This is a genomic window from Amycolatopsis rifamycinica, from assembly GCF_000695625.1.
Lineage (GTDB): Bacteria > Actinomycetota > Actinomycetes > Mycobacteriales > Pseudonocardiaceae > Amycolatopsis > Amycolatopsis rifamycinica.
In genome coordinates, this window is record NZ_JMQI01000086.1 from 1 (window position 1) to 25,038 (window position 25,038).

The following is a 25,038-nucleotide window of genomic DNA, read 5'->3' on the forward strand; positions in this document are numbered from 1 at the left end:
TGGGCGGGGGAGGGGGAGAGGGAGGGAGAGGTGGTGGCCCGGGCTCGCTCGGGCCGAGCGGTTCCGGTTCGGCCCGGTGCATCCGAGCCGCCGGGGCCTCGGCCGGTCCAGCGTCTTCGTTGCGGTTGCCGGTGCGACCCCGTGGTCGGCCGCGAGCCGCCGGGTCGAGGGCACCCGCGCCCCCGGGGAAGCTCGCCGCGCGTGATCCAGCCCGCGTGCCGGATCGCGGCTCGGCACGGACGAGGCCTTCCCAGCTGAGCGCGGAAAAACCGGTCGACAACCGCCGCTACCCTGGGTGTGTGGCCGTCGTTGCGGGATACCGCCGATTTACCGGCCCCCTGGCCCTTTCCGGGTGCCAGCGGGGTTGCCGTGCCACGTCCGCGGTCGGGCTTGCCTGAGCCGCTCGGTCGATCCGGCCCGAAGTCCATCGGGAACGCGATCCGCCGAGCCGTGACCGTCTGGCCGCACTGACCTCGCCGGGTGTCCGGGCCAGGGGGAGACCTCCCTCGACCGTCCCGCTCACCCAGGAGGCCTCGCCATGCCCGAAACGCTGACCCCCGCCCAGCTCGCGCGCGATCTCGCGGTCCGGGATCTCACCGATCCCGCCGCGGGGCCGCACGCCATCCAGCTCGTCGTCGACCAAGCCGTCGAAGCGCTCACCGCCCGGTGGTCCTGCGCTGTGCGGCGGTGGCCCGGCGACCGCGTCGTCACCATCGCCGACAACTACGACAACCTCGGCTATGACCCCGCCGACGTGACCCGCGACGCCCGGTACACCCGGTACGTCGACCAGGACCACGTCCTTCGCAGCCACTCCAGCGCGATGATCCCCGCGGCCCTGCGGGCGCTGGCCGCGGACCCCGTCGACGACGTCCTGCTCGTCTGCCCCGGCGTCGTCTACCGCCGGGACAGCATCGACCGGTTGCACAGCGGCACGCCGCACCAGCTCGACCTGTGGCGGATCGGCCGCCGCGCCACCACCGGGGCCGACCTCGAAGAGATGGTCGCCGCCCTCGTGCCGGACCGGCGGTGGCGCCTCGAACCGCGTCGCCATCCGTACACAGTGGACGGAGCGCAGCTCGACGTCGAGCACGACGGGCGCTGGGTCGAGGTCGCCGAGTGCGGGCTCGCGCACCCCGCCGTGCTGGCGCGGGCCGGCCTCGGCGCAGGCTGGTCCGGGCTCGCGCTCGGCATGGGTCTCGACCGGATGCTGATGCTCCGCAAGGGCATCCCGGACATCCGGCTGCTGCGCTCCACCGAGCCGGCCGTCGCCGCGCAGCTGACCGACCTCGCGCCCTACCGGCCGGTCTCCGCCCTGCCGCCGGTGCGCCGGGACCTGTCGATCGCGGTGGCGGCCGACGACCGCGCCGAAGATCTCGGCGACCGCGTCCGCGACGCCCTCGGCGACGAAGCCGACGTCGTCGAGTCGGTCGAGATCCGGCAGGAGACGCCGTACGCCCGGCTGCCCGCCCAGGCGCGAGCCCGGCTCGGCGCGACGCCGGACCAGAAGAACCTCCTCGTCCGCCTGGTGCTCCGTCCCCTGGACCGCACGCTGTCCGACCAGGAGGCGAACGTCCTCAGGGATCGGGCCTACGCCGCCCTGCACCGGGGGAGCGTCCACCAGTGGGCCGGGCTCACCGGAGGACGCGGTACCGCAGGTGCGTGACCGAAGCGGTCGCGCGCGAGTCCACGTGCTCGAGGTTCAGCGGCGGGACGCCGTCGAACAGCCGGACGCCGCCGCCGAGCGTGTACGGCGCCACGTGCAGCCGCACCTCGTCGATCAGGCCCGCGGCGAGGTACTGGTTGACGGTGGTGGGGCCGCCGTGGACGGAAATGCCGCCGTCGCCCGCCGCCTCGCGCGCGCGGGCCATCGCGGCCTCGATCCCGTCGGTGACGAAGTGGAACGTGGTGCCGCCCGCCATCGGCTGCGGCTCGCGCGGGTGGTGGGTGAGCACGAAGACCGGGCCGTGGTACGGCGGTTCGTCGCCCCACCAGCCCGTCCACGGCCGGTCCCACTCGCCGCGCACCGGGCCGAACATGTTGCGCCCCATGATGAACGCCTTGGCCGTCAGCATCCGGTCGAACTCGGCCGGGTGGGCCTCGCGGCCTTCGCCGTACCAGGCGTGCAGCTTGTCGCCCCAGCCGTCGCCCCCGTCGTCGCCGAACGGGCGCTGCTCGGTCTGGTGGTGCCCGGCCGCGTACCCGTCGAGGGTGATCGTGAGGTCGCAGGTCACCTTGCCGGTCATGTCCGTTCCTCCTTCGTCGGGTGCCTTCCGCACCAGGATGGACTGGACGTCATATGACGTCCAATGCCAAATCATCGATCGGCTCATTGATACTCTCGATGAATGCTCAACCTGGTCCAGCTGAAGGTCTTGGCCGCGGTGGCCCGACACGGGTCGGTGACCGAAGCGGCCCGGGAGCTCCACTATTCGCAGCCGTCGGTGAGCCATCACCTGGCCCGCCTGGAGGCGGCCACCGGCGCCCGGCTCGTGCAGCGGGCTGGGCGCGGGATCCGCCTGACACCGGAAGGCCGGCTGCTGGCCGACCGCGCCGCCGAAATCGCCGGTCGCGTGGACGCGGCGGCCGAAGAGCTGGCCGCGCAGGTCGGTCTGCGGGCCGGGCGCGTCCGGCTGGCCGCCAACGCGTCCGCGCTGAGCACCCTCGTGCCGAGGGCGGCCGCGTCGCTGGCGCGGGCCCACCCGGGGCTGGAGCTGAGCCTGTTCGACCGGCATCCCGTCGAGGCGCTGGACATGCTGCGCCGTGGCGAACTCGAGGTGGCGCTGGTCTTCCAGCACGCCGGTGCCCCGCTCGAGGAGCACGGATTCCGCTTCCGCCACCTCGCCGACGACCCGATCCACCTGATCAGCAGGCGCCCGGACGACAGCCTGTCCGGCCACCGCGATTCGCCCTGGATCGGCGGCTGCGACCGGTGCCGGGCGGAGCTGGCCGCCGTGTGCGCGGAGGCGGGCTTCCGTCCGCGCATCGCGTCGTCGAGCGACGACATGGTGGTGGTGCAGTCCCTGGTCGCCGCCGGCCTCGGCGTCGCCATCCTCCCCGGCCTCGCCCTGGAGGCCCACCGCGCCCCGGGCACCCACGCCACCGCACTCCCCGGCGTCCACCGCCGCATCCACGCGGCCACCTACGGCGACCCACCGGACCCACCCGCGGTGGCCGCCGTCCTGGCCGCGCTCGCCCAGGCCACCGCGCCGGGGCGGAACGGACCGTAGGGTGTCCGGCATGACAGATCGGCTCTACTTCCGGCAGTTGCTCGCCGGGCGGGACTTCGCCGTCGGGGATCCCGTCGCGACGCAGATGGTGAACTTCGCCTACCTCATCGGCGACCGCGAAACCGGGGACGCCGTCGTCGTCGATCCCGCCTATGCCGTGCGGGATCTGCTCGACGTCCTGGCGCAGGACGGGATGCGGCTCACCGGGGTGCTGGCGACCCACCACCACCCCGACCACGTCGGTGGCGAGATGCTCGGCTTCTCGCTGCCCGGGATCGCCGAGCTCCTCGCGGTCGAACAGGTGCCCGTCCACGTGAACGGCGCCGAGACCGAATGGGTGCGGCGGGTCACCGGTGTGTCCGGCACCGATCTACGCGCGCACGACCACGACGACGTCCTCGAGGTCGGGGCCATCCCCATCCGGCTGCTGCACACGCCCGGGCACACGCCGGGCAGCCAGTGCTTCCTGGTCGAGGACAAGCTCGTCTCCGGCGACACGCTGTTCCTGGAAGGCTGTGGCCGCACCGACTTCCCGGGCGGGGACGCCGACGAGATCTACCGCAGCCTCCAAGCGCTGGCCGGCCTGCCCGGCGATCCGGTGGTCTACCCCGGGCACCAGTACTCGGCCGAACCGTCCGCCGCGCTGTCGGAGGTCAAGCGCACGAACTTCGTCTACCGGCCGCGGTCGCTCGACGAATGGAAGGTCATGTTCGGCGGCTGAGCCAAGTCGTTCCACGGGCTGAAACGCGGGGCGTTCACGGAGTGGGCGCCCATTGACTTCGCTTCCCGGGGACCGGAAGGTCGGGACCACGCCATCCCGACCCCGTCCCCGGGAGAAATCCGTGTCGATTTCCACCACGGGTGTGCTCGCGCACGCCCGGAAACGCGCCGCCGAGCCGCCGCGCAAAGCCGTGCGGCGGCCCGATCTGCGGCGCTGGATCAGCCCGGTGGTGCTGCTGGCCGCCTGGCAGCTCGCGAGCGCCACCGGTGTTCTGCCGCCCGACAAGCTCAGTGCACCGTGGACGGTCGTGCAAGCGGGTGTCGAGGCCGCGCGCAGCGGTGAACTCGGGGCCGCGTTCGCCGTTTCGCTCGGGCGGGTCGGTGCCGGCTTCGCGTTCGGCGCGGTCGCCGGCGTTCTGCTCGGCATCGTGTCCGGGCTGTCGCGCTGGGGCGAGGCCCTGGTCGACCCGCCGGTGCAGATGCTGCGCACGCTGCCGTTCCTGGGCCTGATCCCGCTGTTCATCCTGTGGTTCGGCATCGGCGAAGAGACGAAGATCGTGCTGGTCGCGCTCGGCGTGGCCTTCCCGCTCTACCTCAACGTCCACTCGGGAATCCGCGGCGCCGACCCCACCCTCGTCGAGGCGTCGCGGGCGCTGGGGTTCAGCCGCGTGGAGAGGGTCTGGCACGTGGTCCTGCCCGGCGCGTTGCCGCAGGCGCTGGTCGGGTTGCGGCAGTCGCTCGGTCTGGCCTGGCTGGCGTTGATCGTCGGCGAGACGGTCAACGCCGACGCCGGGGTCGGCTACCTGATCAACAACGCGCGGGAGTTCCTGCGCACCGACGTCGTGGTGGTCGGGCTGGTCCTGTACGCCCTGCTCGGTCTGGTCACCGACGCGCTGGTCCGGCTGCTCGAACGGAAGGTGCTGCGGTGGCGAACCCGGTAGCCGAGGTCACCGGCCTCACCAAGCGGTTCGGCGACCGGACCGTCCTCGACGGACTCGACCTGACCGTCGGCCGCGGCGAGTTCGTCGCCCTGCTCGGCCGCAGCGGGTCCGGGAAGTCGACCCTCCTGCGCGTGCTCGCCGGTCTCGACGACGACGTCGAAGGCCGCGCGGACGTCACCGGAACCGTCTCGGTCGCGTTCCAGCAGCCGAGACTGCTGCCGTGGCGCAAGGTCTGGCGCAACGTCGTCCTCGGCCTGCGCCAGGACGGCGTCGCGAAGTCCCGCAACCGGGCGCTGGCCGATAAGGCGCTCGCCGAAGTGCACCTGGCCGAGCACGCCGACGACTGGCCCCTCACGCTGTCCGGCGGCGAAGCGCAGCGCGTGTCGCTGGCCCGCGCGCTGGTGCGTGAACCCGATCTGCTGCTGCTCGACGAGCCGTTCGGTGCCCTGGACGCCCTCACCCGGATTTCCGTGCACGGCCTGGTCCAGGACCTCTGGCGGCGGCACGGGCCGGGCGTGCTGCTGGTGACCCACGACGTCGACGAGGCTCTGCGGCTCGCCGACCGGGTGCTGGTGCTCGACGGCGGCCGGATCGTGGCCGGGCACCGGCCACGCGGCGCCGATCACGACGACCTCCGCCGCCGCGTCCTGGCCGACCTGGGAGTGACCGAAGATGCTGTGGCGTAACGGAATCCTGGCCGTCGCGGCGGCCCTCGTGGTGTCCGCGTGCGGCACGGCGACCGGCGGTGACGCTCCGGTGCCGGCCGCGGTGAGCGCGGCGGACCTGGCGAAGGTGACGCTCAAGGTGGGCGACCAGAAGGGCGGGGTGAAATCCCTGCTCACCGCGGCGAACCTGCTGCGAGGAACGCCGTACCGGATCGAGTGGGCGACGTTCACGTCGGGCCCGCCGCTGCTCGAGGCGGCCTCGGCCGGCGCGATCGACGCCGGGCGCGTCGGCAACACGCCGCCGATCTTCGCCGCGGCCGCGAAGGCGAAGATCAAGGTGATCGGCGTTTCGCGCAGCAACGTCGAGCGGGAAGCCGTCCTCGTCCCCCCGGATTCTCCGCTGCGGGACGTCGCTTCGCTGAAGGGCAGGACGATCGGCGTCGCCAAGGGCACCTCGGCGCACGGGCAGCTGCTGAACACCCTGCACAACAACGGGTTGTCCACCAAGGACGTCAAACTGAGCTTCCTGCAGCCGTCCGAGGCGTACGCCGCGTTCACGCAACGCACCATCGACGCTTGGGCGATCTGGGACCCCTACACCGCGCAGGCGCAGCTCGAAGCGCACGCGCGGGTGCTGGCGGACGGCCGCGGCGCGTCGAACGGCCTCGGTTTCCTGACCGCGAGCACGGCCGCGCTCGGCGATCCCGGCCGGAACTCGGCGCTGCGCGACTTCGCGGTGCGCGTCGTCAAGGCGCAGAAGTGGGCCGACACGCACCGCGACGAATGGGCGCGGGCGTGGGCCGAGGAGACCGGGCTGAAGCTCGAAGTCGCGCGGAAGACCGTCGAGGCGGGCCGTGACCTGCCGATCGCGCTCGACGATTCCGTGGTGGCCTCCGAACAGCAGCTCGCGGACGCCTTCACCGACGAGAAGACCCTGCCGGGCAAGGTGGACTTCGCCGCCTTCGTCGACCGGCGGTTCGGTCCCGACCTGGACCAGGCGAGGAGCAACGGATGAGCATCAGGCTGCACTGGTTCCTGCCCACCAGCGGTGACGGCCGCACGATCGTGGAACGCTTCCACGCCAACCGGTCCGCGGGCCCGGCCGCCCAGCGCGACCCGGACCTGGAGTACCTGGCCCAGGTCGCCCGCGCGGCCGAGCGGCAGGGCTTCGAAGGCGTTCTGACGCCGACGGGCACGTGGTGCGAGGACGCGTGGCTCACCACGGCGGCCCTGATCCGGGAGACGACCCGGCTGAAGTTCCTGGTCGCGTTCCGTCCGGGCGTCATCTCCCCGACGCTCGCCGCGCAGATGGCGGGCACGTTCCAGCGCCTGTCGGGCGGCCGCGTGCTGCTCAACATCGTCACCGGCGGCGACGCGGTCGAGCAGCGCCGCTTCGGCGACTGGCACGACCACGACGCCCGCTACGCCCGCACCGACGAGTTCCTGACCATCGTGCGCGGGGTCTGGTCCGGCGAGCCGTTCACCTTCACGGGCGAGCACCTGCGGGTCGAAGGCGCGACGACCCTCGCCGCGCCGGACCCGGTGCCGCCGATCTACTTCGGCGGCTCGTCGCCGGCCGCGCTGCCGGTCGCCGCGCGGCACGCCGACGTCTACCTGACCTGGGGCGAGCCGCCCGCGCAGGTCGCGGAGAAGATCGGCAAGGTGCGCGAGCTGGCCGGGGACCGGCCGATCCGGTTCGGCGTCCGGCTGCACACGATCTCGCGCGACTCCTCGGCCGAGGCCTGGGCGGAGGCGCAGAAGCTGCTCGACGCGCTGAGCCGGGAGCAGGTCGAGAAGGCGCAGGCCCAGCTGGCCGCGAGCGAGTCGGTGGGGCAGCAGCGGATGGTCGCGCTGCACGGCGGCCGGTACGGCGGCGGGGTCCGCGCGCTGGAGATCCACCCGAACCTGTGGGCGGGTGTCGGCCTGGTCCGCGGCGGTGCGGGGACGGCGCTGGTCGGCAGCCACGAGGAGGTCGCGGACCTGATCGAGGAGTACCACTCGGCCGGCGTGACCGAGTTCGTGCTGTCGGGCTACCCGCACCTGGAGGAGGCGTACTGGTTCGGCGACGGCGTCCGGCCCGAACTGGCCCGGCGCGGCCTGCTGGCGGACGTCCCGGCCTTGCGCCGTCCGTCGCACCCGGAGCGGAACGTCGCCGCGCTCTGATCCCGCGAACGGGAGCTACCCGACGGGGACGAGCAGGCCGGGCGGCGCGAACAGCGGGTAGGTGACGAGCACCCCGCCGGGCGTGCGGACGACCGAGGCGGGCCGGAAGAGGTCGCGCTGGCCGGTGTAGAAGGCGGTGACGCCGTCTTCGCCGCCGGTGAGCAGGACCCGGCGGCGCGGCTGCCCGGCGGCGTCCTCCCCGGCGACCTCGGGGAAGGCCGCGACGCCCACGGGCTGGATGGCGGCGAGCGCGGCGATCGTCGCGATGAGCCGCGGATCGACGCAGCCGTCCCGCAGCACGGCGGCGGCCTCGGGCGCGGGCGTGATCCGGGCGGACGCGGTCAGGGCTTCGCCGGCGTGGGCCCGGGCGGGCGCTTCCGGCGGCGCGGCGGGGTCGGCCGGGGGCAGCCCGAGGCGCCAGACGGTGACCCGGGTGTCACCCGAGCCGAACACGGCGGTGGGGCCGGCACCGGCGAAGGCGCTGTCCAGGGCGGGGTAGTGCTGCCGGAGGCCGGTGTCGCCGGTCCCGAAGACGGCCCATTCGGCGGCCGGGCAGGCGGCGGCGCACGCGGCGGGCGAGGCCAGCATGCCCGTCGGCCAGCCGGCGTTCGCGAGTTCGGCCCAGGCGGCGTCGTCGACGAGCAGGCGAGCCCCGGAAGCGTTGGCCCGCAACCAGTCCCGGGCGGCGGCGAGCGGGCCCCCACGGTCGGCGGCCGGCCGGAGCGCGGGGAAGCCGTGGCTCCAGCTGCCGGCGACCGCCACGACGACCACGGCGGCGGCGAGCACGGGAACGGCCCGGCGACGGCGGGTCGCCCGCGCGCGGCGTGCGGGGGCGGGGTGTGGGGTCGGTGGAGTGGCGCTTCCGCGGTGTGGTGCGAGCCATCGGGTGACGGCGTGGCCGGCGCTTGCCGGTGTGCGCTGGGTGCGGCTGGGCGCCTTGTGGCGTGCCAGGGAACGCCATCGAACGACAGCGCGGCCCACACCCCCCGACGCGGCTTTCCCCGGCATCCCGTGGCGTACCGAGTAGAGCCATCGGGTGACGGCGTGGCCGGCGCTTGCCGGTGGGGGCCCGGCGCGGCGCGGTACCCGTTGGCGTGTCAGGGAACGCCACCGAATGACAGCGCGGCCGACGCCCGCCGGCGGAGGCCCTGCGCGGCCGGGTACCGGGACAAGCCCCCAAATGACAGCACGGCCGACACCTGCCGGCGCGGCGTTCCCCGGCACCCGATGCCCTGCCGGGCCACGCCACCGCGTCGCCGCTTGACCAACGCCCGCCAGCAGCAGCGGCGTCACCGGCGCCAGCAGCGCCAGCACCGCGGTGTCCGGCACCCCCGGCACGAGCAGCGTCGCCGCCAGCAGCACCCCCGTCGCCGCCAGTGGTCGGGTGGTCCGCACCGCCAGGCCCGCCGTCAGGGCCGCTGCCGACAGCACCACCCACACCGGGTCCAGTGCCGCCCAGTCGGCCACCGACGGGTGGGTGGCCGCCGCGAGGTGGGGACGGAGGGCGCCCGCCGCCGGGCCGAACGCGATGCCCAGTCCCAGGTTCAGCAACACCGCCACCAGCGCCGCCCGGGCCGGTGCGCGGCGCGCCAGCAGCCAGCCCGCCGCGGGCAGGAAGAACAGCGCCAGCGGCGAGGTGAGCACCGCCGCCAGCAGGCACACCGCCGCCGCGATGTCGTGGCGGATGCGGGCGCGGTGGCGGGTGATCAGGACCAGTGCCCCCAGCGCCCACGCCACCGCCAGGTGCTCCACGACCACCAGCCGCTGCAAGCCCAGTGCCAGCGGGGAGGCCGCGAGGAGCAGCACCGCCGCCGCCGATGCCCAGCGGGTCAGGCCCAGGCGGCGGGCCAACAGCCACGACAGCACCGTGACCGCGAGGGCCGCGACGAGCACCGTCTCGCGGACCGCGGCCGTCGCCGTGGCCGAGCGGCCGAACGCGCCGGAGACCATCGTGGCCGCCGCCAGCTGCAGCCAGCCGAACGGGCTGACTCCCGCGCCGCCCGCGTCGGCGAACGTCGTGAGGTTGCCGAGCGCGTAGACGTGGGCGACGGTCGCCGCCTCCGTGGGCAGGGCCGGCTCGGGCGCGGCGAGGTAGAGCACCCGCAGGCCGCCGGCCAGCGCGAGGAGCGCGAGCACGATGTCGAGCGACAGCAACCGGTGCGCGGCGGAGACCGGGCGGTGCTGGACCATTGCACGGATCGTAGCGGGTGGCGGTGCCGCGCCCCGTCCGGGAGGACCCGGTCAGCCGGATGGCCCAGCCGCCGGGAACCCGTTGGCGCACAAGATTATCCGCGGCCCTCCGCGGTGGAGCCGGAGAGCGTCCGGCTCAACGCGAGCGCGACCGTCCGGACCGCGGGCGCGACCCGTTCGGTCCGCATCCGGTTGGCCCAGCCGGAGATCGACACCGCCGCCACCGCGACGCCGCGGGCGTCGAGCAGCGGGCTGGCCGCGCACACCACGCCGACGCCGGATTCCTCGCGCTCCAGCGCGATCCCGTCCTCCCGCACCCGGGTCAGCTGACGGCGGAGCAGGCCCGGTGCGGTGATCGTCCGCGCGCTCATCCGCGGCAGTCCCGCGTCGATCACCTGGCTCACCACCGGTTCCGGGGAAAACGCCAGGATCGCCTTGCCGACGCCGGTGGCGTGCGCGGGGAACCGGCCGCCGATGCGCGAGGGCAGCGTCGGCGCGTCCGGCCCGCGCAGCACGTCCAGGTACACGACTTCGGTGCCTTCGAGGATCGCCAGGTGGACGGTGTTGCGCGTGGCCTCGCGGAGGTCGGCCAGGTAGGGCCGGGCCGCCTCCACCAGGCCGCGCCGGGGCGAGGCCAGCTGGCCGATTTCGAACAGCCGCAGCCCGAGCCGCACCGCGCCCGACTCGCGTTCGAGCAGCCCCGTCTCGGTGAGGTGCCCGACGAGCCGGTGCACGGTCGTCTTCGCCAGCCCGGTCCGGCGGGCCAGCTCGGAGACGCCGAGGGTCTCGTCTCCCGGCCGGAAGGCTTCCAGCAGCGCGGCGAGCCGGGCCGCGACGAGGCCGTCGCCGCTCGCGCCGTCGTTCCGCCCAGCGGTACGCATGGGTTGAGTGTGCCCGATCCGCCGCGCGACTGTCAGCAGGCCGGAACGGAGGTGGGGTCAGTGGCCGTCGGCCCCGAGGACGAGTTTCACGCAGTGCGCGACGAGCCGCTCGCGCGACACCTTCAGCGAGCCGTCGAGGTAGGCGACGAACACGTTGGTCAGCGCGCCGACCAGCCCGATGGCGACCATCCGGCGTTCGGTTTCGTCGCCGTGGGTCAGCTGTTCGCCGACGAGCGCGGCGAACACCGGCAGCAGGTGCAGGCCGCGGCGGGTGAGCGCCGGGTCGGTCAGCGGTGCGAGCAGCAGGATCCGGCCCTTGCGGGGGTCGTCGACGATCAGCTCGACGAACGCGCGGACGGCGTGCTCCGCCCGCGACACGGGCGTGGGGGCGTCCCGGACGGCGCCGACGAGCGCCTGCCGCGCCTCTTCGCCGACGTGCTCGTACACGGCCGCGACGAGCTCTTCGCGGTCGGCGAAGCTCTCGTAGAAGTAGCGCTCGGTCAGCTTCGCGTGTCGGCACACCGCGCGGACGCTCGTCCCGGCCGAGCCTTCGGTGCCCAGCAGCTCCAGGCCCGCGGCCACCAGTCGCTCCCGCCGGAGCGCCTTCCGGTCGTCCAGCGTCGTGCCCGCCCAGGTCCGGCCCGGCATCACAGCTCCTCGGTTGACTACAACTGTTGTCAGATCCTAGCCTGACAACAGCCGTAGTCAGTTCCGGACTCGACGAGGAGCGCGCCGATGACTCACGAAGCTTCCCGGGGGGTCCGGGTGGCGAAGCCCCCGGTCCGGGGCGAAGCCCCGGATGTCACAGCACCGCTGGGCCCCGACTCGTTGACGTGGAAGTACTTCGGCGACTGGCGCGGCCTGCTCATCGGCCTGTGGGCGGGCTCGATGCAGAACATGCACCCCGGCCTCGGCGCCGGCGTCGAGCAGCACTCGCGCTTCTTCGAGGAGCGCTGGCAACGGCTGTTCCGCTCGCTCTACCCGATCGGCGGCGTGGTCTACGACGGCGCGCGCGCCCACGCGACCGCCCGGGAAGTCCGCGGCTACCACGAGCGCATCAAGGGGGTCGACGCGCGGGGCCGCCGCTACCACGCGCTCGACCCCGACACCTACTACTGGGCGCACGCGACGTTCTTCGTCAGCACCATCCTGATCGCCGACCACTTCATGGGCGGCATCGGCGAAGCCGGGAAGCGGCAGCTGTTCGACGAGCACGTCCGGTGGTGGCGGATGTACGACATGACCATGCGGCCGGTGCCGGAGAGCTGGGAGGACTTCCAGCGCTACTGGAAGCACATGTGCACCGAGGTCCTCGAAGACAACAAGGCCACCCGGGACGTCCTCGACATCCGCGGGCTCGGCAAGCCGCCGTTCCTGCCCTGGCTGCCGGACGCGCTGTGGCGGCCGGTACAGCGGGTGATCGCGCGCGGGTTCGTCTGGCTGACGATCGGCCTCTACGACCGCGAGGTCCGCGACCTGCTCGGCTTCCGCTGGACCGAGCGCGACGCGCGGCGGCACCGGCGGTTCGGGAAGCTGGTCGCCGCCGTGTTCCGGCTCGTTCCGCACGACCGCCGCTACCACCCGCGGGCGCGGGCCGGCTGGCGCCGCGAGCGCGGCGAGGTGGCTCCGGACGCGCCCTTGGCCGAGACTCCACGCAGGAACCTGCCGCCGCTGTCCGAGCGCGGCAAACCCGAGCACTACGCACCGAACGTCTAGGAGGCATTCGTGAAGCTGGGATTCCACGTCGGGTACTGGCAGAGCGGCCCGACCCCGGGCGCGCTGGAAGCCGTCCTCAAGGCCGAGGAGCTCGGCTTCGACTCGGTGTGGACGGCGGAGGCGTACGGCTCGGACGCGTTCACGCCGCTGGCCTGGTACGGCGCGTCCACCAGCCGGATCCGGCTCGGGACGAACATCGTCCAGATGGCCGCGCGGACGCCGACCGCGACGGCGATGAGCGCGCTGACCCTCGACCACCTCTCCGGCGGCCGGATGGTGCTCGGGCTCGGCGCGTCCGGCCCGCAGGTCGTCGAGGGCTGGTACGGCCAGCCCTACCCGAAGCCCCTGGCGAGGACGCGCGAGTACGTGAACATCGTCCGGCAGGTGATCGCCCGCGAGGCGCCGGTGACCCTCGACGGCGACCACTACCAGCTGCCGTACCGAGGCGGCACCGGCCTGGGCAAGCCGCTGAAGCCGACCGTGCACCCGCTGCGCAAGGAAATCCCGATCCACCTGGCGGCGGAAGGCCCGAAGAACGTCGCCCTGGCGGCCGAGATCGGCGACGGCTGGCTGCCGCTGTTCTTCTCGCCCAAGAGCAACGACTTCTACAAGGCCGCGCTCGAAGAGGGCTTCTCGCGGCCGGGGGCGCGGCACACCTTGGAGACGTTCGAGGTGCCGTGCTCGCTGCCGGTGATCGTGCACGACGACGTCGAAGAGGCGGCGAGCTGGATCAAGCCGTCACTCGCGTTGTACATCGGCGGGATGGGCGCGAAAAGCGTCAACTTCCACCACGACGTGTACGCGCGGCTGGGCTACGGCGACGTCGCCGACGAGGTCCAGGAGCTCTACCTCGCCGGTCGCAAGGAGGCGGCGGCCGCGGCGATCCCGACGTCGCTGGTGGAGGACACCTCGCTGATCGGGCCGCCGGAGAAGATCCGCGAAGAGCTGAAGGCCTGGGAGGACACCGTGGTCACCCAACTGCTCCTGCGCGGTGACGCCGCGACGCTGGAGAAGATCGCGCGCGCTCTGCGCTGACCGGCGGGTCGATCCGTGCGCCAGGTCACGACGATGGCACGATTCCCCTCGACCACTTCCGGGTGCCCGCCGAGATCGAATACTCGTGCGGGCACCCGGCAAGGCTTCGAGGAGGACCATGGCGACGCTGTCCGGCCGGACGAGGTTCCGCTATTCGCTCGGCTCGTTCGTCACCGGGTCCTTCGGCACGGTCCCCGGCCTGGTGCTGGTCAAGTACCTGACCGACACGATGGCCGTGCCCGCCGGCTGGGCCGCCGCGATCGTGTTCGTGCCCAAGGCGTGGGACTTCTTCTTCAACCCGGTCGCGGGCCGGCTGTCCGACGCCGACCTGCTCAAGACCGGCAGCCGCCGCCGCTTCCTGCTGATCGGCGGTGTCGGCGTGGCGATCCTGTTCGCGGCGATGTTCGCCCACCCCGGCTTCGGCAGCCCGCTGCCGGACGCGCTGTACGTGGCGGTCATGTTCGCCGCGTGCGCGACGGCGTACGCGTTGTTCCAGGTGCCGTTCAACGCGCTGCCGGCCGAGCTGACCGAGTCGGCGACCGAGCGGACGAAGCTGACCAGCGTCCGGATCGGCGTGCTGGCCGTGACGATCCTGGTCTGCGGCGGCGGTGCCCCGGCGATCACCTCGGGGATCGAGGGAGTCGCCGGCTACCGGATCATGGCCGTGGTGATCGGGCTGATCGTGCTGGCCGCGACGCTGCTGGTGTACTTCGGCCTCAAGGACGCGCCGGTCGGCTCGCTGCGGCCGAACACCGTGAGCCTCAAGGAGCTCGTCGGCACGCTCGCCGGCTGGCGGCCGTTCCGCTGGCTGCTCGGCACCTACTTCATCCAGGCGCTGGGCATCGGCACGGTGCTGGCCGCGATCCCGTTCTTCGCCCAGCGCATCCTGGGCGACGACGCCTACGGCACGATTCTGTTCGTCATCTTCGTCGGACCGGCACTGGTCACCATGCCGCTGTGGCCGCGGCTCGGCGACCGCGTCGGCAAGCTCAACGGCTTCCGCCTGGCCACCGCGGCCTTCGCGATCGGTCTGCTCGGCCTGGTCTTCGCCCAGGAGATCCCGCTGGTCGTCTCGTTCGTCTTCGTGGCGCTGTGCGGGGTCGGGTACGCGGGGATTTCGGTGTTCCCGCTGGCCATCCTGCCCGACCTGATCACCGCCGAGGAGGAGCGCACCGGCGAGACCCGGGCGGGGATCGCGGCGGGCGTGTGGACCGCGGGGGAGACCCTCGGGCTGGCCTTCGGCGGCGGCCTGTGGGCGATCATCCTCGCCGTCGGCGGGTACGTGTCGAGCACCGACGCGACGGCGAACCAGCCGCACAGCGCGATCGTGGCGATCCTCGTCGGGGCGTCGATCGTCCCCGGCGTGCTCATCGCGCTGGCCCTGCCGCTGCTGCGGCGCAAGGTCCTGGAGCCGCGCCATGAACCCGCCTGAGGACGTCCTCGCGGCGCTGCGGGAGCTGCGCGCGGGCGACCTGCCGACGCACGGCGGCCGGACCCTGGCCTACGTCTACGACAGCGGGCTGTCCGAAGTGGACTCCCTGGGCGCGGCGGCGCACGCGCTCGCGTCGTCGGCCAACGGCCTCGACCCGACGGCGTTCCCGAGCCTGCTGCGCATGGAGAACGACCTCGTCGCCGCGGCGTCCGCACTGCTCGGTGCCGTCCCGGGCGTGGCCGGTTCCGTGACGTCCGGCGGCACGGAGTCGTGCCTGCTGGCGGTGCTCGCCGCGCGGGACGCGAACCCGTCGGTCGCGTCTCCGTCGATCGTGCTCCCGACCACCGCGCACGCGGCCTTCCACAAGGCGGCGCACCTGTTCGGCCTGCGCCGCGTCGACGTCCCGGTCGACCCGGTGACCTTCCGCGCCGACCCGGCGGCGATGGCCGCGGCGATCGACGACTCGACGGTCCTGGTCGTGGCGAGCGCGCCGTCCTACGCGCACGGCGTCCTCGACCCGGTGCCCGAGATCGCCGCGGCCGCGCTCGAACGCGGCGTCCGGATGCACGTCGACGCCTGCATCGGCGGCTGGGTGCTGCCGTACTTCGCGCGCCTCGGCGCGGACGTCCCGCCGTTCGGCTTCCGCGTCCCCGGCGTCACGAGCATCTCGGTGGACCTGCACAAGTACGCGTACTGCCCGAAGGGGACGTCGGTGCTGCTGCACGCTTCGGCGGAACTGCGGCGCACCCACTACTTCGCGAGCGCGGCGTGGCCGGGCTACACGATGCTGAACACGACGATCCAGAGCACCCGCTCGGGCGGGCCGCTCGCCGCGGCGTGGGCGGTGGTGAACCACCTGGGGGAGGACGGGTACCTGAAGCTGGCGTCCGCGGCCCGGGAAGCGGTTTCCCGCATCCGGGCGGGCATCGAGGACCTCCCCGGCCTCCGCGTGCTGGGCGACCCGGTGTCGACGCTGATCGCGTTCACCGGCGACGACGGTTTCGACGTGTTCACGGTCGCGGACGAGATGAAGGCGCGCGGCTGGTACGTCCAGCCGCAGTTCGCGTTCGAGACGTCCCCGGCGAACCTGCACCTGACGGTGACGGCGGCCAACCACGGCAGCGAGAAGCAGTTCCTGACCGACCTCGCGGCCTCCGTCGACGCGGCGCGCGCGGCGGGCCCGGTGACCGTCGATCCCGCCGTGGCGGAGTTCGTCGCGGCCCTCGACCCGGCGACGCTGACGTCCGAGCAGTTCGCGGGGCTGTTGGCCGCGGCGGGTCTCGGCGGCGCGGCCGGCCTCCCGGACCGGATGGCCCCGATCAACGCGCTCCTCGCCACGGCACCGGCGCCGTTGCGGGAGCGCCTGCTGCTGGAGTTCCTCGGCGCCCTCTACACCCCGTCGTGAGTGGTAAGGCCGGTGAGAACCGGCCTTACCACTCACAACCGCTTACTGGTTCCGCGAAGCCAGCCCGGCGGGCGCGGACTTGACGGCCGCGTGGATCGCGTCCGCCAGCGCCAGGGCGTCCTCTTCGGTGAGTTCCAGCGCGACCCGGGCGGAAGCGCCCAGGGCCGGGTTCCGGAAGTCGATGTTCACCGTGTGCGCGTACGGCGCGTGCACCGGGTGGTCGACGTACACGGTGCCTTCGCTCAGGCGGAACCAGCCGCGGGCGCCCTTGCCGCTGCCTTCGAGCGGGAACTTCTCCGTCAGGTAAGTGCACATGGCGAGTCCTCTCAGGCGGTCAGCGTGCGGGCGTAGAAGTCGAAGATCCGTTCCCAGCCGTCCTTCGCGGCTTCGGGGCGGTAGCTCGGGCGGTCGACGGCGAAGAACGCGTGGCCGGCGCCGGCGTAGGTGTGGAACTCGTGCTCCTTGCCCAGCTTCTCCAGCTCCGCCGCCAGGACGGCCACCTCGTCGGGGCCGGGGAACTGGTCGTCGGCGCCGAAGATGCCCAGCAGCGGGCACGACAGCTGCGGGGCCAGGCCGAGCAGCGGCTTCATCTGCTTCATGGCCTCCGGCGGGTCGTTGACGACGAACGCGCCGTAGCAGTCCACCGCCGCGTCGAGGTCCAGCGAACACGCGGCGAGGAACGCGTGGCGGCCGCCCGAGCAGTGCCCGATGACGCCGATGCGGCCGTTGGCGTTCTCCAGCGCGCGCAGGTAGTCGGCCGCGCCGGAGACGTCGCCGACCAGGCGGTCGTCGGGCACGCCGCCGGCCGCGCGGACGGTCGCGGCGGCGTCGTCCGGGTCCGCGCCCGGCGCCTCGCGCGAGTACAGGTTCGGGCAGAGCGCGTTGTAGCCCTCGACGGCGAAGCGGCGCACCATTTCCTTCGTCGCCGCGTCGTAGCCGGGCAGGTGGTGGATCACCACGACGCCGCCGCGCGGCGCCGGGTCGGTCGGTTTGGCCAGGTAGGCCTCGAGTTCGTCCCCGCCGTGGCCGGTGATGGTGACGGTTCCGGCGATGATCTCGTCGGTCATTGGGGCTCCTTCACTCCTTCGGGGATGTGGACGAACCTGGCGCCGCGGGACGCGGAAGCGATCGCGGCGACGACGGCCATCGCGGCGGCCGCGACGAACACGACCACCAGTCCGTGGTGGAACGGGCCGGAAACCAGCCGGGGGAAGAAATCCCCGCCGGTGAGGGCCGCCCGGTCGGCCGGCGCCAGCCCGGACAGGACGTCCGGGCCGAGCAGGTGCCCGACCGGGTTGCTGCCGAGGAACGCGGCGAACAGCGTGCTGACCGGCGGCAGCTGCGCGACGCCGTCGGCGAGGGGCGCCGGGACGCCGTGGGCCTGCAGGCCGCTCGTGAGCGTCTGCGGCAGCGACGAGGCCAGCCCGGCGATCATCAGGGAGAAGAACACGCCGATCGACAACGACGTCCCGGAGTTCTGGAACGTCGCCCGCATGCCGGAGGCGACGCCGCGCTGCGCGGTCGGCACGCTGCTCATGATCGCCGAGGTGTTGGGCGCGGCGAACATGCCCTGGCCGATGCCGCTCAGCACGAGCAGGGCCGCGAACGCCGGGTAGGCGAAGTCCACCGGCAGGGTCAGCAGCCCGAGGAACGCCGCGGCGACCAGGAGCAGGCCGCCGGTGGCCAGCGGCCGGGCGCCGAAGCGGTCGGACAGGTAGCCGGACACCGGCCCGGCGATGAGGAACCCGACGGTGAGCGGCAGCAGGTGGATGCCCGCCCACAGCGGGGTCTGCTCGTAGTCGTAGCCGTGCAGGGGCAGCCAGATGCCCTGCAGCCAGATGATGAGCATGAACTGCATGCCACCACGGGCGACCGAAGTCAGCAACGCGGCGATGTTGCCGGCGGCGAACGCCCGGATCTTGAACAGCGAAAGCTGGAACATCGGCGCGGCGACCCGGGTCTCGATGACGCCGAACAGCAGGAGCAGCAGCACGCCGGTGCCGATGCCGCCGAGCACCCACGGGTTGCCCCAGCCGGTCGCCGCGCCGCCGTGGGGCTGGATGCCGTAGGTGATCGCCGCCAGGACCAGCGCGGTTCCGGCCGCGAAAGTGACGTTGCCGCCCCAGTCGACCTTCGCGCGTTGCGGTGTCCCCACCTCGCGGAGGCTGCGGATCGACCAGATCGTGCCGAGCAGGCCGAACGGGACGCTCACCCAGAACACCGCGCGCCAGTCGAGCTCGGCCAGCAGCCCGCCGACGACCAGGCCGAGGAACTGCCCGGCCAGCGCGGTGATCTGGTTGACGCCCAGCGCCATGCCGCGCTGCTCGGCGGGGAAGGCGTCGGTGAGGATCGCCGCGGAGTTCGCCGTCAGCATCGACCCGCCGACGGCCTGCACGACCCGCCAGCCGATCAGCCAGAGCGCCCCGGCCCCCGCGTGGAACGGGTCGAACGACAGCGCCACCGACGCCGCGCTGAACACGACGAAGCCGAGGTTGTACATCTTGACCCGGCCGAACATGTCGCCGAGCCGCCCGAGCGTCACCACCAGCACGGCCTGCACCAGCAGGTAGCCGAGGATCATCCAGAGCAGGTAGCCGATGTTGCCCGGGGCCAGGGGATCGAGGCCGATGCCGCGGAAGATCGCCGGCAGCGAGATGATGACGATCGAGCCGTCGAGCGCGGACATCAGCACGCCGAGGGTGGTGTTCGACAGCGCGACCCACTTGTAGCTCACAGCTCGTCCGCCAGCCGCTCGATCAGCGGGATGGCCGCGATCAGCTCGCGCTGCTCGGCCGCGGTGAACTTCCGGGCCAGCGCGTCGGCCATCTGCCGGGTCGTCTGCGAGCGCCGGTCGGTGAGCAGCTCGACCCCGGCCTCGGTGACCGACATCAGCACCTTGCGGCCGTCGGAGTCGTCCTTGCGCCGCTCGACCAGCCCGCGCTCGACCAGCCCGGCGAGGGTGACGCCCATGGCCTGCGGCTTGACGCGTTCGAGCTCGGCGAGGCAGCCCGGGGTGGCCGGGCCGTCGCGGTCGAGCCGGGACAGGACCGACCGTTCGGGCAGCGTCGGTTCGCCGGCGACGTAACCCTGGCGCAGCCGCCGGATCAGCCTGCCGAGCGCGACGCGCAGGTCCGCGCTCGCCTGGAGGAGCTCCTCGTCCGTCACGGTCATCAACCTAGACTGATAAATCTGGATTGATCAAATCGGACTCAGGCGCCGCTATCGGGTGAGCCGGGAGCTTTCGCCGGGGCCGGCTCCGGCACCGGTGTTACCGTCCGCAATGGACACACCCGAAGGGACAACGATGACGATCCTGCACGTCGAGCACGCCGGCCACGACCACGTCCACCGAGAGGGCTGCGGCCACGCGACGGTCCCGCACGGCGACCACATCGACTACGTGCACGAGGGCCACCTGCACCGCGCGCACGACGGCCACTTCGACGAGTGCGAGATCGCGGGCCACGTCCCCCACACGGGCCACGACCACACCCACGGCGACGGCTGCGGCCACGTGGCGGTGCCCCACGGCGATCACGTCGACTACCTGCACGACGGCCACCGCCACGCCACCCACGAGGACCACTACGACGATCACTGACCGACGCCTCAGCCGAGCGGGATCACGACCGTGGCGCGGCCGCCGGGGGACTCGGCGGCCAGGGTGAGCACCCGGGCCTCCGCCGGCGGACCGGGTTCGAACGTGCGCCGTTCCACGAGCAGGCCGTGCGACCCGGACCCCCCGCCACCGCCGCCGCGGTACTGGGTTCCGGCGTCGTCCCACCCGCGCCAGTCGGTCCGCAGGGCGAAGTGCTCCCGCATCCGGCGCGGATCGACGCCACTGTGCGCAAGGGTCAGGACGACGAACGTCGACCACACCTCCAGGCTCACCAGGTCCGCCGTCAGCTCGCCGACCTCGAAGGTGCGGCCCGCCAGGGAAACGACCTGCCGCAACACCGGCGCCGGCGGCTCTTCGATCGCCTGCCGCCACTCGGGCCGCTCGGTGCCCACGGCTCTGGCCACCGCCGTACCGCTGGTCGAGGCCGCGGCCTCCGCGTGCACGACCTTGAGCCAACCGGACCGTTGCAAGGTCACGTCCAGGTCGGCGAGGATCCGGTCGGCGTCCTCCTGGGACAGGGTGCCCGCGGCCACCAGCCCGGTCGCCACCCCGCGGATTTCGCGCCGGTCGAAGCTCAGCTGCCGCCCGTGAGGAGGCTGCCCGCGACCCGCGCCCAACCGATCGGAAATCAGTTTCTCCAGATATCCCCGCCCGTCCATGTCGCCATTCTTCCGCCGCGGTCAATGAATTTCGACCGGCTCCCACGCCGGGAACGGATCCGGCCCGGTCGGCTCCCCGAGGCAGTCCCGCAGCGCGGCCAGCAGTGCTTCGCCGGCCAAGTCGACGCCGATGAACACCAGTTCCTGCCGCGGTGACCCGGCGACGCCCTGCGGTTCGAACCGCGCCACCGTGCCCGCCTGCGACCACAACCCGGTCACTCCGGGCCGCGACGCGAGTGCGAAGAACCCCTTCGAGCGCAGCACCGTCCCGAACTCGCCGGAGTCCAGCCGCCGGGTGACGAAGTCCCACAGCGCCGCCGGGTCGAACGCCCGGGAGGCGCGGAACACCACGCTGGAGACGCCGTACTCCTCGGTCTCCGGGACGTGGTCGCCGTTCAGCTCGGCGACCCAGCCCGGTGCCTCCTGTGCCCGGACCGGGTCGTAGCGGCCCGTCCCGAACACCCGCTCCGGCGGCACCTTCCCGAAGCTGCCCGTGACGACGTCGGCCGAAGGGTTGAGCCGCCGGAGCACCGCCACGAGCCGGTCGGCGTCGGGGGCCAGGTCCGTCTTGTTCAGTAGCAGGACGTCGGCGAACTCGACCTGGTCCACCAGCAGGTCGCTGATCGTCCGCTCGTCGTCTTCGTACTGGTCGAGCCGGCGCTCCACCAGGGAGTCGCCGTCCGCCAGTTCCCGGCCGAAGTTCGCCGCGTCCACCACCGTCACCATCGTGTCGAGGTGGGCGACGGACTCGAGGAAGGTGAACGTCGCCGCCACCGGCATCGGCTCGGAAATCCCGCTGGACTCGATGAGCACGTGGTCGAAACGGTCGTCCGCGCACAGCGCCGCGACCTCCTCCAGGAGGTCCTCCCGCAGGGTGCAGCAGATGCACCCGTTGGTCAGCTCGACCAGCCGCTCCTGCGAGCGCACCAGCGCGGCGTCGATGTTGACCTCGCTCATGTCGTTGACGATCACCGCCACCCGCAGCCCAGTCCGGTTGGCGAGGATGTGGTTGAGCAGCGTCGTCTTGCCCGCGCCGAGGAAGCCGGACAGCACGGTGACCGGAACGCTCACCGCCGGTGGAAGTGCTTGATCAGGCGGCGGGGGACCAGCTGGACCTGGCCGCCCACCTTGATCGGCACCAGGTCGGGCACGGCGGCCTTCCACTGCGACCGGCGGGTCCGCGTGTTGCTGCGCGACATCTTGCGCTTGGGGACGGCCATCAGCGGGTGCCTCGCTTCCCGTAGCGGCGGTGGAACTTCTCGACTTGGCCGGCGCTGTCCATGATCCGCTGGGTGCCCGTCCAGAACGGGTGCGACCACGAGCTGATGTCGACCATGACGAGCGGGTAGGTGCGGCCGTCGGACCATTCGATCGTCCGGTCGGAGGTGACGGTGGAGCGGGTCAGGAAGGCGTCGCCGGTCGACGAGTCCTTGAACACCACCGGGTGGTAGTCGGGGTGGATCCCGGGTTTCACTGGTCTTCCTTTCGGTTCGCCGCGGTCGCGTCGTGCCGCGCCGGGTCGGGTTCGGTGTCTTCGCACGGTTCCTCGTGCCAGTTCCCGAACGGGTCGGGGTAACGCAGCCAGGCTTCGGGGCCCTGGGCGAGCTCTTCGTCGGTGAGCAGCGCGCCGCGCAGGGCGGCTTCGACCTCGTCGGGCGTCGCCTGATCGGTGACGACCACCAGCTCCTGGGCGCGGTCGCCGTGCACCGGGTCCCAGCGCAGGGACGCCAGCGTGCGGCGCTCGGGGGAGACGTCCGTCCACTTCGGACCGTCCGGCGATGCGAGCCACGGCCCGGCGTGGCCGAGGCCCAGCCCGCCGCCCGCCGATTCGATCCAGAAGGCGACGTCGGGCTGGCTGGCCACCCACGCGCGCCCGCGGGTGCGGACGACGCCGTCGAGGAGGACGTCGAGCGCGTCGTGCAGGCGCGAGGGGTGGAACGGACGGCGCGCGGTGAAGGTGAGCAGGGCGATGCCGCAGTCGGGGTGCAGCGGTGGCTCACCGCGCAGCAGCGCGCCGTGCATGTCGGTGACCTCGCCACGCCGGGCGTTCGCCGGGACCGCGTCGAGGGCGCTGTGGCCGTCGATCCGGGAAAGCTCGACCCGCGGGACGGACGGCGCCACCCGGTCGAGCACCGCGGACGCCTTGGCGGCGCTCCACGCGTCGGTGGCCGCGCCGGCCAGCACGAGGACGTCGGCGAACTCGACCTGGGACAGCGCGACCTGGGCGACCGTCCGCTCGTCCTCGGGGCTGCCCTGCAGGTTCCGGTCGGCCAGTTCGTCGTCGCCGGTCGCGTCGGCGAGCCAGCTCGCGCAGTCGACGACGGTGAGCACGGCCCGCAGGTCGACGTCGTCGTGCACCGGGTGGTCGCCGACCAGGACGTTCCGGATCGCCCAGCTCACCGGCTCCGGCTCCATGGCCTCGTCGAGCCGGACGACGATCCGGGTGACCTCCGGGCGGCGGGCCAGCCGCCGCAGCAGCGGGAGCAGGTCTTCGCGCAGGGTGCAGGACACGCAGCCGTGGGCCAGCTCGAGCACGGTCAGCTCGTCGCGCTCGCCGAGCCGCAGGCGGCGGCGGACGACCCCGGAGTGGATCTCGCGCAGGTCGTGGTGGACGACGGCGGTGCCCGGCCCGGCGGCGCGCAGCAGCTCCGCCAGTTCGGCGTTCGGGCCTCCGGCGAGGCCGCTCACGAGGACGAGCGGGACGCGGGGGTGGTGGGTCACAGGGGGCTCCAGGAATACGGGCGGGGTACGGTGCGCTACCGTACATGGAAATGAAAACCACTATCAACTCGGGAGGGCCCTTGTCCGCCGTGTGCCAGGTCACCGGCCGCAAGCCGGGCTACGGCAAGCAGGTCTCGCATTCCCACCGCCGCACGTCCCGGCGGTGGGAGCCGAACCTGCAGAACCGTCGCTACTTCGTGCCCAGCGAGGGCCGCTGGGTGCGGCTGCGCGTGTCCGCCAAGGGCATGAAGACGATCGACAAACGCGGCATCGAGGCCGTCGTCGCCGAGCTGAAGGCGAAAGGGGTGAAGCTGTAATGGCGAAGAGCACCGACATCCGGCCGATCATCAAGCTGCGGTCCACCGCGGGCACCGGCTACACGTACGTGACCAAGAAGAACCGCCGGAACGATCCGGACCGGATGGTCCTGCGCAAGTACGACCCCGTGGCGCGCAAGCACGTCGAGTTCAAGGAAGAGCGCTGATGGCCAAGAAGTCGAAGATCGCGAAGAACGAGCAGCGGAAGGTGATCGCCGCGCGGTTCGTCGAACGCCGCCGCGCGCTCAAGGCCGTCGTCGCCTCGCCCGCGTCGTCGCCGGAGGAGAAGGCGAACGCCGTCGTCGCGCTGCAGAAGCTGCCGCGCGACGCGAGCCCGACCCGCATCCGCAACCGGGACGCCTCGGACGGCCGTCCTCGCGGTTACCTGCGGAAGTTCGGGCTGTCCCGTGTGAAGATGCGGCAGGCCGCGCACCACGGCGAGCTGCCCGGCGTCACGAAGTCGAGCTGGTGAGCCGGATGCCGAAGCCGCACCGCGACCGCCCCGCCAAGCGCAAGGTGAATCTGCTGCGGGCGAACAACATCACCGAGGTCGACTGGAAGAACGTCGACCTGCTGCGGAAGTTCGTCTCCGACCGCGGCAAGATCCGCGCCCGCCGCGTGACCGGATTGACGCCGCAGCAACAGAAACAGGTCGCCACGGCGATCAAGAACGCGCGCGAGATGGCGCTGCTGCCGTACCCGTCCGCGGGCCGCGCGAGCTAAATCGGGTGCGCACCCACCGGGCGGTGCGCGACCATGGGCGTCCGAAAGGGGGCGTCGCCAGGGGATGTCCTGACACAGGAGGTCCACGCTTGCACGCCCAGCTCACGGTCACGCCCGCCCGGCTGCCCGAGATCCTGCTCACCACCGCCGTCGTGCGGCCGGTGTTCCTCTGGGGCTCGAGTGCGTGTCGCTGCTGGGCACCCAGCTCGCACCCGAAGACCTCATCGGCGTCCCGCAGATCGCGGGCGGCCGCAGCCTGTTGTGCCCGCCCGAGCAGATCGCCCGCGACGAGCCGTACTGCCTGTTCCTCGACGAGCTGAACGCCGCCGCGCCCGACGTCCAGAAGGCGTTCTACTCGCTCATCCTCGACCGCCGCATCGGCTCGTACGAGCTGCCGGCCGGTTCGGTGGTGATCGGCGCCGGCAACCGCGCCACCGACCAGGCCCTGGCCCGGCCGATGGCCTCGGCGCCGGTGAACCGGCTGGTGCACGTCCACCTGCGCGCCGCGCCGGGCGACTGGCTCGCCTGGGCCGCCGGGAACGGCATCCACCCGTGGGTGGTCGAGTACCTCACCCAGCGCCCGGACCACCTGTGGAGCCCGCACCCCGGCCCACGCCGGCG

The 25,038-nt window shown here is 72.8% G+C and carries 30 protein-coding genes; 16 read left to right on the plus strand and 14 right to left on the minus strand.

The window, feature by feature from the left end; translation table 11 throughout:
- The first annotated feature begins 538 nt into the window (after positions 1-538).
- Entirely contained in the window at positions 539-1,666 is a 1,128-nt protein-coding gene (srmL, locus tag DV20_RS44615; protein ID WP_084093952.1) for a PheS-related mystery ligase SrmL, read from the plus strand.
- Here the strand turns inward: srmL and DV20_RS42570 are convergent.
- Positions 1,635-2,246, minus strand: a complete 612-nt coding sequence (locus DV20_RS42570) for a dihydrofolate reductase family protein (protein ID WP_043789715.1) — start codon at positions 2,244-2,246, stop codon at positions 1,635-1,637. The genes srmL and DV20_RS42570 overlap by 32 nt on opposite strands.
- A 102-nt stretch (positions 2,247-2,348) precedes the next feature.
- Between DV20_RS42570 and DV20_RS42575 the strand changes: the two genes are divergently transcribed.
- The 6 genes from DV20_RS42575 to DV20_RS42600 all read left to right on the plus strand — a co-directional run bounded on the left by DV20_RS42575 (position 2,349) and on the right by DV20_RS42600 (position 7,719).
- Positions 2,349-3,230, plus strand: coding sequence for a LysR family transcriptional regulator (locus DV20_RS42575; RefSeq protein ID WP_043789717.1), 882 nt, complete (start codon positions 2,349-2,351; stop codon positions 3,228-3,230).
- 10 nt (positions 3,231-3,240) lie between these two features.
- Positions 3,241-3,951, plus strand: a complete 711-nt coding sequence (locus DV20_RS42580) for an MBL fold metallo-hydrolase (RefSeq protein ID WP_043789782.1) — start codon at positions 3,241-3,243, stop codon at positions 3,949-3,951.
- A gap of 121 nt (positions 3,952-4,072) precedes the next feature.
- Positions 4,073-4,891 carry an ABC transporter permease gene (locus DV20_RS42585; RefSeq protein ID WP_043789718.1) on the plus strand — a complete coding sequence of 273 codons (819 nt, stop codon included), beginning with the start codon at positions 4,073-4,075 and terminating at the stop codon, positions 4,889-4,891.
- The gene (locus DV20_RS42590) at positions 4,876-5,577 is read left to right on the plus strand and encodes an ABC transporter ATP-binding protein (RefSeq protein ID WP_043789719.1); all 702 of its coding nucleotides are present in this window, start codon (positions 4,876-4,878) and stop codon (positions 5,575-5,577) included. The genes DV20_RS42585 and DV20_RS42590 overlap by 16 nt, the downstream gene beginning before the upstream one ends.
- Entirely contained in the window at positions 5,564-6,571 is a 1,008-nt protein-coding gene (locus DV20_RS42595) for an ABC transporter substrate-binding protein (RefSeq protein ID WP_200876623.1), read from the plus strand. Before DV20_RS42590 ends, DV20_RS42595 begins: the two co-directional genes overlap by 14 nt.
- Positions 6,568-7,719: an LLM class flavin-dependent oxidoreductase gene (locus DV20_RS42600; RefSeq protein WP_043789720.1), complete on the plus strand. Its 1,152-nt coding sequence runs from the start codon at positions 6,568-6,570 to the stop codon at positions 7,717-7,719. The genes DV20_RS42595 and DV20_RS42600 overlap by 4 nt, the downstream gene beginning before the upstream one ends.
- A gap of 15 nt (positions 7,720-7,734) precedes the next feature.
- On the opposite strand, the gene DV20_RS46935 is transcribed toward DV20_RS42600, so the two are convergent.
- The 3 genes from DV20_RS46935 to DV20_RS42615 form a co-directional block, all read right to left on the minus strand.
- Positions 7,735-9,909, minus strand: a complete 2,175-nt coding sequence (locus DV20_RS46935) for a hypothetical protein (RefSeq protein WP_051736372.1) — start codon at positions 9,907-9,909, stop codon at positions 7,735-7,737.
- Between the two features lie 95 nt (positions 9,910-10,004).
- Entirely contained in the window at positions 10,005-10,790 is a 786-nt protein-coding gene (locus tag DV20_RS42610; RefSeq protein ID WP_043789721.1) for an IclR family transcriptional regulator, read from the minus strand.
- Positions 10,791-10,847: 57 nt separating this feature from the next.
- Positions 10,848-11,438: a TetR/AcrR family transcriptional regulator gene (locus DV20_RS42615; protein WP_043789722.1), complete on the minus strand. Its 591-nt coding sequence runs from the start codon at positions 11,436-11,438 to the stop codon at positions 10,848-10,850.
- Between the two features lie 87 nt (positions 11,439-11,525).
- On the opposite strand from DV20_RS42615, the gene DV20_RS42620 reads away from it, so the two are divergent.
- The 4 genes from DV20_RS42620 to DV20_RS42635 all read left to right on the plus strand — a co-directional run bounded on the left by DV20_RS42620 (position 11,526) and on the right by DV20_RS42635 (position 16,378).
- The gene (locus DV20_RS42620) at positions 11,526-12,506 is read left to right on the plus strand and encodes an oxygenase MpaB family protein (RefSeq protein WP_235191170.1); all 981 of its coding nucleotides are present in this window, start codon (positions 11,526-11,528) and stop codon (positions 12,504-12,506) included.
- Positions 12,507-12,515: 9 nt separating this feature from the next.
- Complete coding sequence (locus DV20_RS42625; RefSeq protein WP_043789724.1) at positions 12,516-13,541, plus strand: LLM class F420-dependent oxidoreductase; 1,026 nt, start codon at positions 12,516-12,518, stop codon at positions 13,539-13,541.
- 118 nt (positions 13,542-13,659) lie between these two features.
- Positions 13,660-14,973 (plus strand): MFS transporter, encoded by a 1,314-nt coding sequence (locus DV20_RS42630; protein WP_043789725.1) that lies wholly within the window; start codon positions 13,660-13,662, stop codon positions 14,971-14,973.
- The gene (locus tag DV20_RS42635) at positions 14,960-16,378 is read left to right on the plus strand and encodes a pyridoxal phosphate-dependent decarboxylase family protein (protein WP_043789726.1); all 1,419 of its coding nucleotides are present in this window, start codon (positions 14,960-14,962) and stop codon (positions 16,376-16,378) included. Before DV20_RS42630 ends, DV20_RS42635 begins: the two co-directional genes overlap by 14 nt.
- Positions 16,379-16,420: 42 nt before the next feature.
- On the opposite strand, the gene DV20_RS42640 is transcribed toward DV20_RS42635, so the two are convergent.
- The 4 genes from DV20_RS42640 to DV20_RS42655 are packed head-to-tail and all read right to left on the minus strand — an operon-like array spanning position 16,421 to position 19,549.
- Entirely contained in the window at positions 16,421-16,693 is a 273-nt protein-coding gene (locus DV20_RS42640) for a DUF6295 family protein (protein ID WP_043789727.1), read from the minus strand.
- Between the two features lie 11 nt (positions 16,694-16,704).
- Positions 16,705-17,445: a dienelactone hydrolase family protein gene (locus DV20_RS42645; protein ID WP_043789729.1), complete on the minus strand. Its 741-nt coding sequence runs from the start codon at positions 17,443-17,445 to the stop codon at positions 16,705-16,707.
- Positions 17,442-19,112, minus strand: a complete 1,671-nt coding sequence (locus tag DV20_RS42650; RefSeq protein WP_043789730.1) for an MFS transporter — start codon at positions 19,110-19,112, stop codon at positions 17,442-17,444. The genes DV20_RS42645 and DV20_RS42650 overlap by 4 nt, the downstream gene beginning before the upstream one ends.
- Positions 19,109-19,549: a MarR family winged helix-turn-helix transcriptional regulator gene (locus tag DV20_RS42655; RefSeq protein ID WP_084093953.1), complete on the minus strand. Its 441-nt coding sequence runs from the start codon at positions 19,547-19,549 to the stop codon at positions 19,109-19,111. The genes DV20_RS42650 and DV20_RS42655 overlap by 4 nt, the downstream gene beginning before the upstream one ends.
- A 133-nt stretch (positions 19,550-19,682) precedes the next feature.
- Here DV20_RS42655 and DV20_RS42660 point away from each other — a divergent pair, with 133 nt between their 5' ends.
- A complete protein-coding gene (locus DV20_RS42660) occupies positions 19,683-19,979 on the plus strand; it encodes a hypothetical protein (protein ID WP_043789731.1) in 297 nt (98 codons plus the stop codon).
- Positions 19,980-19,987: 8 nt separating this feature from the next.
- Here DV20_RS42660 and DV20_RS42665 read toward each other — a convergent pair whose 3' ends face one another.
- Genes DV20_RS42665 through mrf form a run of 5 tightly spaced genes read right to left on the minus strand, consistent with a single transcriptional unit; the run spans position 19,988 to position 23,377 of the window.
- Entirely contained in the window at positions 19,988-20,656 is a 669-nt protein-coding gene (locus tag DV20_RS42665) for a hypothetical protein (protein ID WP_152603835.1), read from the minus strand.
- Positions 20,657-20,677: 21 nt separating this feature from the next.
- Positions 20,678-21,727, minus strand: a complete 1,050-nt coding sequence (locus tag DV20_RS42670) for a GTP-binding protein (RefSeq protein ID WP_043789736.1) — start codon at positions 21,725-21,727, stop codon at positions 20,678-20,680.
- Complete coding sequence (rpmF, locus tag DV20_RS42675; protein ID WP_043789738.1) at positions 21,724-21,876, minus strand: 50S ribosomal protein L32; 153 nt, start codon at positions 21,874-21,876, stop codon at positions 21,724-21,726. The genes DV20_RS42670 and rpmF overlap by 4 nt, the downstream gene beginning before the upstream one ends.
- Complete coding sequence (locus DV20_RS42680) at positions 21,876-22,130, minus strand: type B 50S ribosomal protein L31 (protein WP_043789740.1); 255 nt, start codon at positions 22,128-22,130, stop codon at positions 21,876-21,878. The genes rpmF and DV20_RS42680 overlap by 1 nt, the downstream gene beginning before the upstream one ends.
- Entirely contained in the window at positions 22,127-23,377 is a 1,251-nt protein-coding gene (gene mrf, locus DV20_RS42685) for a ribosome hibernation factor-recruiting GTPase MRF (RefSeq protein WP_084093954.1), read from the minus strand. The genes DV20_RS42680 and mrf overlap by 4 nt, the downstream gene beginning before the upstream one ends.
- 80 nt (positions 23,378-23,457) lie before the next feature.
- Between mrf and rpmB the strand changes: the two genes are divergently transcribed.
- Genes rpmB through rpsR form a run of 4 tightly spaced genes read left to right on the plus strand, consistent with a single transcriptional unit; the run spans position 23,458 to position 24,417 of the window.
- Positions 23,458-23,694, plus strand: coding sequence for a 50S ribosomal protein L28 (rpmB, locus tag DV20_RS42690; RefSeq protein WP_003091680.1), 237 nt, complete (start codon positions 23,458-23,460; stop codon positions 23,692-23,694).
- Complete coding sequence (gene rpmG / locus DV20_RS42695) at positions 23,694-23,861, plus strand: 50S ribosomal protein L33 (protein WP_005149953.1); 168 nt, start codon at positions 23,694-23,696, stop codon at positions 23,859-23,861. The genes rpmB and rpmG overlap by 1 nt, the downstream gene beginning before the upstream one ends.
- On the plus strand, positions 23,861-24,166 hold the full coding sequence (gene rpsN, locus DV20_RS42700) for a 30S ribosomal protein S14 (RefSeq protein ID WP_043789748.1): 306 nt from the start codon (positions 23,861-23,863) through the stop codon (positions 24,164-24,166). Before rpmG ends, rpsN begins: the two co-directional genes overlap by 1 nt.
- Complete coding sequence (gene rpsR / locus DV20_RS42705) at positions 24,163-24,417, plus strand: 30S ribosomal protein S18 (protein WP_043789751.1); 255 nt, start codon at positions 24,163-24,165, stop codon at positions 24,415-24,417. Before rpsN ends, rpsR begins: the two co-directional genes overlap by 4 nt.
- Before the next feature lie 351 nt (positions 24,418-24,768).
- Here the strand turns inward: rpsR and DV20_RS46940 are convergent, their stop codons facing one another.
- A complete protein-coding gene (locus DV20_RS46940; RefSeq protein WP_235191171.1) occupies positions 24,769-24,990 on the minus strand; it encodes a hypothetical protein in 222 nt (73 codons plus the stop codon).
- Positions 24,991-25,038 lie beyond the last annotated feature (48 nt).